The 10,527-nt window shown below is 38.5% G+C and carries 10 protein-coding genes and 1 riboswitch; all 10 genes read left to right on the top strand.

Annotated features, from left to right (window positions below; translation table 11 throughout):
- Positions 1-302 precede the first annotated feature (302 nt).
- Positions 303-404: riboswitch (purine riboswitch) on the top strand.
- A 110-nt stretch (positions 405-514) separates the two neighbouring features.
- Positions 515-1,000 carry a 5-(carboxyamino)imidazole ribonucleotide mutase gene (gene purE, locus BAQ46_RS25435; RefSeq protein WP_071743037.1) on the top strand — a complete coding sequence of 162 codons (486 nt, stop codon included), beginning with the start codon at positions 515-517 and terminating at the stop codon, positions 998-1,000.
- Positions 997-2,148 (top strand): 5-(carboxyamino)imidazole ribonucleotide synthase, encoded by a 1,152-nt coding sequence (purK, locus tag BAQ46_RS25430; protein WP_061130644.1) that lies wholly within the window; start codon positions 997-999, stop codon positions 2,146-2,148. Before purE ends, purK begins: the two co-directional genes overlap by 4 nt.
- Entirely contained in the window at positions 2,145-3,452 is a 1,308-nt protein-coding gene (gene purB, locus BAQ46_RS25425; RefSeq protein ID WP_000625677.1) for an adenylosuccinate lyase, read from the top strand. Before purK ends, purB begins: the two co-directional genes overlap by 4 nt.
- An 88-nt stretch (positions 3,453-3,540) precedes the next feature.
- Positions 3,541-4,260: a phosphoribosylaminoimidazolesuccinocarboxamide synthase gene (gene purC, locus BAQ46_RS25420; RefSeq protein ID WP_001170542.1), complete on the top strand. Its 720-nt coding sequence runs from the start codon at positions 3,541-3,543 to the stop codon at positions 4,258-4,260.
- A complete protein-coding gene (gene purS / locus BAQ46_RS25415; RefSeq protein ID WP_000278826.1) occupies positions 4,253-4,507 on the top strand; it encodes a phosphoribosylformylglycinamidine synthase subunit PurS in 255 nt (84 codons plus the stop codon). The genes purC and purS overlap by 8 nt, the downstream gene beginning before the upstream one ends.
- On the top strand, positions 4,504-5,187 hold the full coding sequence (gene purQ / locus BAQ46_RS25410; protein WP_000666779.1) for a phosphoribosylformylglycinamidine synthase subunit PurQ: 684 nt from the start codon (positions 4,504-4,506) through the stop codon (positions 5,185-5,187). Before purS ends, purQ begins: the two co-directional genes overlap by 4 nt.
- Positions 5,171-7,390 carry a phosphoribosylformylglycinamidine synthase II gene (gene purL / locus BAQ46_RS25405; RefSeq protein ID WP_000055582.1) on the top strand — a complete coding sequence of 740 codons (2,220 nt, stop codon included), beginning with the start codon at positions 5,171-5,173 and terminating at the stop codon, positions 7,388-7,390. Before purQ ends, purL begins: the two co-directional genes overlap by 17 nt.
- Positions 7,375-8,790 carry an amidophosphoribosyltransferase gene (gene purF, locus BAQ46_RS25400; protein WP_071743035.1) on the top strand — a complete coding sequence of 472 codons (1,416 nt, stop codon included), beginning with the start codon at positions 7,375-7,377 and terminating at the stop codon, positions 8,788-8,790. The genes purL and purF overlap by 16 nt, the downstream gene beginning before the upstream one ends.
- 101 nt (positions 8,791-8,891) lie before the next feature.
- Complete coding sequence (gene purM / locus BAQ46_RS25395) at positions 8,892-9,932, top strand: phosphoribosylformylglycinamidine cyclo-ligase (protein ID WP_001262431.1); 1,041 nt, start codon at positions 8,892-8,894, stop codon at positions 9,930-9,932.
- Positions 9,929-10,516, top strand: a complete 588-nt coding sequence (gene purN, locus BAQ46_RS25390; protein ID WP_000088580.1) for a phosphoribosylglycinamide formyltransferase — start codon at positions 9,929-9,931, stop codon at positions 10,514-10,516. Before purM ends, purN begins: the two co-directional genes overlap by 4 nt.
- Positions 10,517-10,527 lie beyond the last annotated feature (11 nt).

Raw genomic sequence — 10,527 nt, 5'->3', positions numbered from 1 at the left:
CCCCCACCTCAAATTTCAGCGGAAGCAAAGAAGCTAGGTGGGGGTCTTACTGCCCGTAAAAGCCCGATTGGTGAGGGTTGATTAAAGTTTCACTTTATATAAAAGCATACAGAATTAATATACAAACCGTTTTGTGTATGGTAGATCTCTAGAAATATATATTCTAATTGCTTATCCTTCTTGTATATAGTTACAATTATTCTTTTGAATATAACTAAAACACGAACGTTATTGGTTAGTAATAAAAAAATATTCGATTATTTGTTGACATTGTTTATAAAATATTGTTAATATAGCCATAGAAAGAATAATATATAAGACCTCATATAATCGCGGGGATATGGCCTGCAAGTCTCTACCTAACGACCGTTATTCGTTAGACTATGAGGGAAAGTCACTCGGTATTTTTCTATTCACAAGGGATACGTATGCCTGAGTAGAGCGCTTTCTCTCATAGTAAAAGAGAAAATGTTCTATTTCAGGCTTTTTTTATTTGAATCGGGGGGATTCTAATATGAAATCACTAGTTGGAGTCATAATGGGAAGCACGTCAGACTGGGAAACAATGAAATATGCTTGTGACATTTTAGATGAATTAAATATACCGTATGAGAAAAAAGTTGTATCCGCTCATCGGACTCCGGATTATATGTTTGAATATGCAGAGACGGCTCGTGAACGTGGATTGAAAGTTATTATTGCTGGAGCTGGTGGAGCAGCGCATTTACCAGGAATGGTTGCAGCGAAGACGAATCTTCCTGTCATCGGAGTGCCAGTTCAATCAAAAGCGTTAAACGGCTTAGATTCATTATTATCCATCGTCCAAATGCCAGGAGGGGTTCCAGTTGCAACTGTTGCAATTGGTAAGGCTGGTTCAACAAATGCTGGTTTACTTGCTGCACAAATACTTGGATCATTCCATGATGACATATATGATGCATTAGAATTGAGAAGAGAAGCAATTGAAAAAGATGTGTGCGAAGGTAGTGAGCTAGTATGACGAGAATCATTTTACCTGGAAAAACAATCGGTATTATTGGAGGCGGCCAGCTAGGAAGAATGATGGCATTGGCAGCTAAGGAGATGGGATATAAAATTGCTGTTTTAGATCCTACAAAAAACTCACCATGTGCACAAGTTGCTGATATTGAAATTGTTGCATCATATGACGATTTAAAAGCAATTCAGCATTTAGCGGAGATCAGTGATGTTGTCACATATGAATTTGAGAATATTGATTATAGATGTTTACAATGGCTTGAAAAACATGCTTACTTACCGCAAGGCAGTCAGTTGTTAAGTAAAACACAAAATCGTTTTACAGAAAAGAATGCGATTGAGAAAGCAGGATTACCAGTAGCAACGTATAGATTAGTTCAAAATCAAGATCAGCTTACTGAAGCAATCGCTGAATTATCATATCCTTCCGTCTTAAAAACGACGACAGGCGGATATGATGGGAAAGGGCAAGTTGTTTTAAGAAGTGAGGATGACGTTGATACAGCGCGAGAGCTTGCGAATGCAGCAGAGTGTATTTTAGAGAAATGGGTGCCTTTTGAAAAAGAAGTATCAGTTATCGTAATTCGTAGTGTAAGTGGTGAAACGAAGGTATTTCCGGTAGCGGAAAATATTCATGTAAATAACATTTTGCATGAATCCATCGTTCCGGCTCGCATTACAGAAGAACTTTCTCAAAAAGCTATTGCTTATGCAAAAGTGCTTGCGGATGAACTAGAACTTGTGGGAACACTAGCGGTAGAGATGTTTGCTACAGCTGATGGTGAGATTTACATTAATGAATTGGCGCCAAGACCTCACAATTCAGGACACTATACACAGGATGCATGTGAAACGAGTCAATTCGGCCAACATATTCGAGCAATCTGTAATTTACCTCTTGGAGAAACAAATTTGTTAAAACCAGTTGTCATGGTAAACATTTTAGGCGAACATATAGAAGGGGTCCTAAGACAAGTGAATAGATTAACCGGGTGCTATTTACACTTGTATGGAAAAGAAGAAGCAAAAGCACAGCGGAAAATGGGGCATGTTAATATTTTAAATGATAATATTGAAGTCGCTCTAGAAAAAGCGAAGAGTTTGCATATTTGGGACCATCAAGAACAACTGTTGGAGGGAAAAAGATGATTAGTCGTTATACACGCCCAGAAATGGGTGCAATTTGGACGGAAGAGAACAAATTTAAAGCGTGGTTAGAAGTTGAGATTTTAGCTTGTGAAGCATGGGCTGAGCTTGGCGATATTCCGAAAGAAGATGTTAAGAAAATTCGTGAGCATGCATCATTTGATATTGATCGTATTTATGAAATTGAAAAAGAGACACGTCATGACGTAGTTGCATTCACTCGTGCTGTATCAGAAACACCAGCATTAGGCGAGGAACGTAAATGGATTCATTACGGTTTAACATCTACAGACGTAGTAGATACAGCGTTATCTTACATCTTAAAACAAGCGAATGAAATCATATTAAAAGACTTAGAAAACTTCGTAAGTATTTTAGCTAATAAAGCAAAAGAGCATAAATACACGATCATGATGGGAAGAACACACGGTGTTCATGCAGAACCAACAACATTCGGTTTAAAACTTGGTCTTTGGTATGAAGAAATGAAACGTAACGTAGAGCGTTTCAAACAAGCTGCTAATACAGTTCGTGTTGGTAAATTATCTGGTGCGGTTGGTACATATGCAAATATCGATCCATTCGTAGAAAAGTATGTTTGTGAAAACTTAGGGTTAGAAGCAGCACCAATTTCAACACAAACATTGCAACGTGATCGCCATGCTCATTACATGTCAACACTTGCATTAATCGCAACATCTATTGAAAAGATGGCAGTTGAGATTCGTGGTTTACAAAAGAGTGAAACACGTGAAGTTGAAGAAGCTTTCGCAAAAGGTCAAAAAGGTTCTTCTGCAATGCCGCATAAGCGTAATCCAATTGGATCTGAAAATATGACTGGTTTAGCTCGTGTTATCCGCGGTTATATGATGACAGCTTATGAGAATGTTCCATTATGGCATGAGCGTGATATTTCTCATTCTTCAGCAGAACGCGTAATTTTACCAGATGCTACAATCGCGTTAAATTACATGCTAAATCGCTTTGGTAATATCGTTAAAAACTTAACTGTATACCCAGAGAATATGAAACGCAATATGACAAGAACATACGGCTTAATTTATTCTCAGCGCGTAATGCTTACATTAATCGATAAAGGTATGGTGCGTGAAGAAGCTTACGATATCGTACAACCTAAAGCGATGGAAGCTTGGGAAACACAAGTACAATTTAAAGAGCTTGTAGAAGCTGATGAGCGTATTACGAGCAAGTTAACACAAGAAGAAATTAATGAATGTTTCAACTATGAGCATCATATGCAACACGTTGATACAATCTTTGAACGCCTAGGATTAAACGAAGCGTAAAATTTCATATGGCACAGAATAGAGTCATTCTGTGCCATTCTTTATAAAAACATTATTCACATTTTTCAAACTACAGGGGGCTTGCGAAATGCAAAAGCTAGAATTGCTGTATGAAGGTAAGGCAAAAAGAATTTATCGTACAGAATCAGCAGATATGGTTTGGGTAGAGTACAAAGATAGTGCGACTGCTTTCAATGGGGAGAAAAAAGAGACGATTACAGGAAAAGGTCGTTTGAACAATGAGATTACAACTTTATTGTTCAGAAAGTTACAAGAAGTAGGAATTAAAACACACTTTGTTGAGAAGCTATCTGAAACAGAACAACTTGTTAAAAAAGTGAGTATTATTCCTTTAGAAGTTGTCACAAGAAATGTAATTGCAGGAAGTCTTTCAAAACGATTAGGAATGGAAGAGGGAACTGTACTTGCAGAACCAATCGTAGAATTTTACTTCAAAGATGATGATTTAGGAGATCCGCTTGTAACGGAAGATCATATTCGTGTATTAAACGTTGCATCGCCAGAGCAAGTAAGCGTATTACGAGATATGGCTCTACAAATCAATCAAGTGTTGATTGATCATTTCGCAAGCTGTCGTGTAAGATTAGTAGATTTCAAATTAGAGTTTGGTGTAACGGATGAAGGAGAAATCATTTTAGCAGATGAAATTTCACCAGATACTTGCCGTTTATGGGATGAAACGAGCAATGAGAAGTTTGATAAAGACGTATTCCGTCGTGATCTTGGAAATTTAACAGATGCTTATGAAGAGATTTTAAAACGTTTAGGGGGAATTTCACATGTATAAAGTTAAGGTATATGTAACATTAAGAGAAAGCGTATTAGATCCACAAGGAACAGCAGTAAAAGGAGCACTTCATAGCCTTTCATTCACAGAAGTACAAGATGTTCGAATTGGAAAGTACATGGAACTAACAATTGATAAATCGGTAACTGACTTAGATAGTAAGGTAAAGGAAATGTGTGAAAAACTATTAGCAAACGTTGTAATGGAAGACTTCCGTTATGAAGTTGAGGAGGTTGTCGCACAGTGAAATTTGCCGTAATAGTATTTCCAGGTTCGAACTGTGATGTCGATATGTTCCATGCAATTAAAGATGAGCTTGGCGAAGAAGTAGATTACGTTTGGCACGATACAGAGAATTTAGATGAATATGATGCAATTCTACTACCAGGTGGTTTCTCTTACGGTGACTACTTACGCTGCGGTGCTATTTCTCGCTTTGCGAATGCAATGAAAGCAGTACAGAAAGCTGCTGAGCAAGGAAAGCCAATTTTAGGTGTATGTAATGGATTCCAGATTCTTGTTGAATCAGGATTACTACCAGGAGCATTAATGAGAAATGAAAACTTAAAATTTATGTGTCGAACAGTTCAGTTACGTGTTGAAAATAATGAAACGATGTTTACATCACAATATGAAAAAGATGAAGTAATCAATATTCCAATTGCACATGGTGAGGGGAATTACTATTGTGATGAAGAGACTCTTAAACAATTAGAAGAGAATAATCAAATCGCATTCCGTTACGTAGAAAACCCGAACGGAAGTGTTTCAGATATTGCTGGTATTGTAAACGAAAAAGGAAATGTACTTGGTATGATGCCACACCCAGAGCGTGCTGTAGATGAATTACTTGGCGGTGCTGAAGGGTTAAAAGTCTTTCAATCTATCTTAAAACAGTGGAGGGAAACATATGTCGTTAATGCTTGAACCAAATCCAACACAAATTAAAGAAGAGCGCATATATGCGGAAATGGGGCTAACAGACGAAGAGTTTGCCATGGTTGAAAAGATTTTAGGCCGTCTGCCAAATTATACAGAAACAGGATTATTCTCTGTTATGTGGTCTGAACATTGTAGTTATAAAAATTCAAAACCAGTACTTCGAAAATTCCCAACAACAGGTGAGCGCGTCTTGCAAGGGCCTGGGGAAGGTGCTGGCATTGTAGACATCGGTGATAATCAAGCGGTTGTATTTAAAATGGAAAGTCATAACCACCCTTCTGCTATTGAGCCATATCAAGGAGCAGCAACAGGTGTTGGCGGTATTATTCGTGACGTATTCTCTATGGGAGCACGTCCAGTAGCTCTATTAAACTCACTTCGATTTGGAGAATTACAATCACCACGTGTGAAATACTTATTCGAAGAAGTAGTAGCAGGAATTGCAGGATACGGTAACTGTATCGGTATTCCAACGGTTGGCGGCGAAGTACAGTTTGATCCATGTTATGAAGGAAATCCACTTGTAAATGCAATGTGCGTAGGCTTAATTAACCACGAGGACATTAAAAAAGGGCAAGCGCACGGTGCTGGAAATACAGTAATGTACGTAGGAGCATCAACTGGTCGTGATGGTATCCACGGTGCAACATTCGCATCTGAAGAGTTATCTGAAAGCTCAGAAGCGAAGCGTCCAGCAGTTCAAGTAGGAGATCCATTTATGGAGAAACTTCTTATCGAAGCTTGCTTAGAACTTATTCAATCGGATGCACTTGTTGGAATTCAAGATATGGGTGCAGCTGGTTTAACATCATCTTCTGCAGAAATGGCAAGTAAAGCAGGCATGGGTATTGAAATGTACTTAGATGATGTACCACAGCGTGAAACAGGAATGACACCATATGAAATGATGCTATCTGAATCACAAGAGCGTATGTTAATTGTTGTGAAAAAAGGTAGAGAACAAGAGATAGTAGATTTATTTGAGAAGTATGGTCTTGCAGCCGTTACGATGGGGAAAGTAACGGAAGACAAAATGCTTCGTTTATTCCATAAAGGTGAAATGGTAGCTGAAGTACCAGCAGATGCTCTTGCAGAAGAAGCACCAATTTACCATAAACCATCACAAGAAGCAGCATATTTTGCTGAGTTCCAAGAAATGAAAATGGAAACGCCGAAAGTAGAAAACTATAAAGAAACGTTATTCGCTCTATTACAACAACCGACGATTGCAAGTAAAGAGTGGGTTTATGATCAATATGATTATCAAGTTCGCACAAGCACAGTTGTTACACCAGGTTCAGATGCAGCAGTTGTACGTGTACGCGGTACAGAAAAAGGATTAGCAATGACGACAGATTGTAACTCTCGCTACATTTATTTAGATCCAGAAGTGGGCGGTAAAATTGCAGTAGCAGAGGCAGCACGTAATATCGTATGTTCTGGCGGGGAGCCACTTGCAATTACAGATTGCTTAAACTTCGGTAACCCAGAAAAACCAGAAATCTTCTGGCAAATTGAGAAATCAGTAGATGGTATGAGTGAAGCTTGTCGCACATTACAAACACCAGTTATTGGCGGAAATGTATCAATGTATAACGAACGTAGTGGTGAAGCGGTATATCCAACACCGACAGTTGGGATGGTCGGACTAGTACATGACTTAAAACATGTAACAACACAAGAGTTTAAGCAAGCTGGCGATTTAGTTTATGTTATCGGAGAGACGAAAGCTGAGTTTGGTGGAAGTGAATTACAGAAAATGCTTCACGGCAAAATTTTCGGTCAATCACCAAGTATCGATCTAGACGTAGAATTAAAACGTCAAAAACAAATATTAGCAGCCATTCAAGCTGGCCTTGTTCAATCTGCACATGACGTTGCTGAAGGTGGTTTAGCAGTTGCAATTTCAGAAAGTGCAATTGGTGCTAACGGCTTAGGTGCTACTGTGAAATTAGACGGGGAAGCAACAGCGGCATTATTTGCGGAATCACAATCCCGCTTCGTAATAACTGTAAAACGTGAAAATAAAGAAGCGTTCGAAAAAGCGGTAGAAGCAATTCAAGTTGGAGAAGTAACAAATACAAATGAAGTAACAATTCATAATGAAGAAAATGAAGTATTACTTACAGCAAATGTAGATGAAATGAGAAAGGCTTGGAAAGGGGCAATCCCATGCTTGCTGAAATAAAGGGGTTAAACGAAGAATGTGGCGTTTTCGGAATTTGGGGGCATGAAAATGCGGCACAAGTTTCATACTACGGATTGCACAGTTTACAGCACCGTGGACAAGAAGGCGCAGGCATTGTCGTAAATAATGGAGAAAAAATCGTCGGTCACAAGGGGTTAGGCTTAATATCAGAAGTGTTTTCAAGAGGAGAGCTAGAAGGATTGAACGGAAAATCAGCAATCGGACACGTACGATACGCGACGGCTGGTGGAAGTGAAGTGGCTAACGTTCAACCATTACTATTCCGTTTTTCTGATCATAGTATGGCATTAGCTCATAACGGGAATTTAATTAATGCCAAAATGCTTCGTCGTGAATTAGAGGCAGAGGGAAGTATTTTTCAAACAAGTTCAGATACAGAAGTACTTTTACATCTTATTAAACGTAGTACGAAAGATTCGTTAATTGAAAGTGTAAAAGAAGCTTTAAATAAAGTGAAAGGTGCGTTTGCATATCTTTTACTAACTGGAAATGAAATGATTGTTGCGCTAGATCCAAATGGATTCCGTCCCCTTTCAATTGGAAAGATGGGAGATGCTTACGTTGTAGCATCAGAAACATGTGCTTTTGATGTAGTAGGTGCAACATACATTCGTGATGTAGAACCGGGTGAATTACTTATCATTAATGATGATGGAATTCACGTAGATCGTTTTACAAATGATGTAGAACATGCAATTTGCAGTATGGAATACATTTACTTCGCACGCCCAGATTCAAATATCGCTGGTGTTAATGTCCATGCAGCACGTAAAAACATGGGGAAACGTCTGGCGGCAGAAGCTTCTATTGAAGCTGATGTTGTTACTGGTGTACCAGACTCTAGCATTTCAGCAGCAATTGGTTATGCGGAGGCGACAGGCATTCCATATGAGTTAGGATTAATTAAAAATCGTTACGTTGGACGTACGTTTATTCAACCTTCTCAGGAACTGCGAGAGCAAGGGGTTAAGATGAAGCTTTCAGCAGTAAGAGGTGTGGTTGAGGGGAAACGAGTTGTTATGATTGATGATTCTATCGTACGAGGAACAACGAGTAAACGAATTGTTCGTATGCTTCGCGAGGCTGGAGCGACAGAAGTTCACGTAAGAATAGCTTCACCACCTTTGAAATATCCATGTTTCTATGGCATTGATATTCAAACGAGAAAAGAATTAATTGCAGCAAATCATACGGTAGAAGAAATTCGTGAAATGATCGGTGCAGACTCATTAACATTTTTAAGTGAAGATGGATTAGTAGATGCAATTGGACGTCCATATGAAGGGAAATACGGTGGCCTTTGTATGGCGTACTTCAATGGAGATTATCCAACAGCTCTTTATGATTATGAGCAAGAGCTTTTAGAAAGTATGAAATAAGAAGAAAAAAGCTTCTACTTCTTTTGATGTAGAAGCTAGCTTCTTTCTTAAAACGGCCCGCACAGGATAGGGAGAAATTAAAAGACGAGGTGTAAATAACGATGGCGAATGCATATAAGCAAGCAGGAGTAGATATTGAAGCTGGATATGAAGCGGTATCTCGCATGAAAAAACACGTACAAACAACAATGAGAAAAGAAGTACTAGGCGGTTTAGGCGGTTTTGGAGGTATGTTTGATCTATCAAAATTTGCATTAGAAGAACCTGTATTAGTATCTGGAACAGATGGCGTGGGAACGAAATTGATGCTCGCTTTTATGGCAGATAAACATGACACAATTGGTATTGATGCAGTAGCAATGTGTGTAAATGATATTGTTGTCCAAGGAGCAGAGCCGCTTTTCTTCCTTGATTATATTGCTTGTGGTAAAGCTGAACCTAGTAAAATTGAAAACATCGTCAAAGGTATATCAGAGGGCTGTCGCCAAGCAGGTTGTGCTTTAATTGGTGGAGAAACAGCTGAAATGCCAGGAATGTATTCTACAGAAGAATACGATTTAGCTGGTTTTACAGTTGGGATCGTTGATAAAAAGAAAATTGTAACAGGTGAAAAAATTGAAGCTGGTCACGTATTAATTGGCTTGGCATCTAGCGGTATTCATAGTAACGGTTATTCTTTAGTACGAAAAGTATTACTAGAAGATGGAGAGCTATCTTTAGATCGCATTTACGGACGCTTAGAGCTACCTCTTGGTGAAGAATTATTAAAACCAACGAAAATTTATGTCAAACCTATTTTAGAACTATTGAAGAAATATGAAGTATACGGTATGGCACATATTACAGGTGGCGGATTCATTGAAAATATTCCACGTATGTTACCAGAAGAAATCGGTGCAGAAATTGAATTAGGATCTTGGGAAATTCAGCCGATCTTTAGTTTACTTCAAGAAGTTGGCAAGCTGGAAGAGAAAGAAATGTTCAATATTTTTAACATGGGTATTGGTATGGTAGTAGCGGTGAAGGAAGAAGATGCAAAAGATGTTGTTCGTCTTCTTGAAGAGCAAGGAGAAACTGCTCGTATTATTGGACGCACTGTACAAGGAGCTGGCGTTACTTTTAATGGAGGCACAGCGCTATGAGTAGATTAGCAGTTTTTGCTTCTGGAAGCGGATCTAACTTTCAATCTCTCGTTAATGCAGTAGAAGAAAAAAGATTGGATGCAGAAATTAGTTTATTAGTATGTGATAAACCAGAAGCACGCGCTGTTGGGCGAGCACATTATCATCATATCCCGTGTTTCGCTTTTTCAGCGAAAGCATATGAGTCAAAAGAAGCGTTTGAAAAAGAGATATTAAAGAAGCTAGAAGAGTATGAAATTGATTATGTTATTTTAGCTGGATATATGCGTTTAATTGGACCAACTTTACTAGAAGCTTACGGCGGAAGGATTATTAATATTCATCCATCACTATTACCGAGTTTTCCAGGGAAAGATGCTGTTGGTCAAGCGTTAGAAGCAGGTGTGAAAGTAACTGGAGTAACGATTCATTATGTAGACGCAGGTATGGATACAGGGCCAATTATTGCACAAGAAGCAGTAGTTGTTTCTGAAGGGGATACGAGAGAAAGCTTACAAAAGAAAATTCAACAAGTTGAACATAAATTATACGTAAATACAGTGAATCAAATTGTTCAATCTACGAAAGAACCAACTGTTAACTAACATACAACCAG

Origin of the sequence: Bacillus paranthracis (assembly GCF_001883995.1) — a bacterium.
In the GTDB taxonomy this organism is placed as follows: domain Bacteria; phylum Bacillota; class Bacilli; order Bacillales; family Bacillaceae_G; genus Bacillus_A; species Bacillus_A paranthracis.
The sequence above is the reverse complement of the archived record's forward strand: the minus strand, read 5'-3'. Positions and strand labels throughout refer to the sequence as shown.

Excerpts from the sequence above, each read along its gene's own strand:
- purE (WP_071743037.1), top strand. The coding sequence starts at position 515 with ATGAAATCACTAGTTGGAGTCATAATGGGAAGCACGTCAGACTGGGAA.
- purK (WP_061130644.1), top strand. The coding sequence starts at position 997 with ATGACGAGAATCATTTTACCTGGAAAAACAATCGGTATTATTGGAGGC.
- purB (WP_000625677.1), top strand. The coding sequence starts at position 2,145 with ATGATTAGTCGTTATACACGCCCAGAAATGGGTGCAATTTGGACGGAA.
- purC (WP_001170542.1), top strand. The coding sequence starts at position 3,541 with ATGCAAAAGCTAGAATTGCTGTATGAAGGTAAGGCAAAAAGAATTTAT.
- purS (WP_000278826.1), top strand. The coding sequence starts at position 4,253 with ATGTATAAAGTTAAGGTATATGTAACATTAAGAGAAAGCGTATTAGAT.
- purL (WP_000055582.1), top strand. The coding sequence starts at position 5,171 with ATGTCGTTAATGCTTGAACCAAATCCAACACAAATTAAAGAAGAGCGC.
- purF (WP_071743035.1), top strand. The coding sequence starts at position 7,375 with ATGCTTGCTGAAATAAAGGGGTTAAACGAAGAATGTGGCGTTTTCGGA.
- purM (WP_001262431.1), top strand. The coding sequence starts at position 8,892 with ATGGCGAATGCATATAAGCAAGCAGGAGTAGATATTGAAGCTGGATAT.
- purN (WP_000088580.1), top strand. The coding sequence starts at position 9,929 with ATGAGTAGATTAGCAGTTTTTGCTTCTGGAAGCGGATCTAACTTTCAA.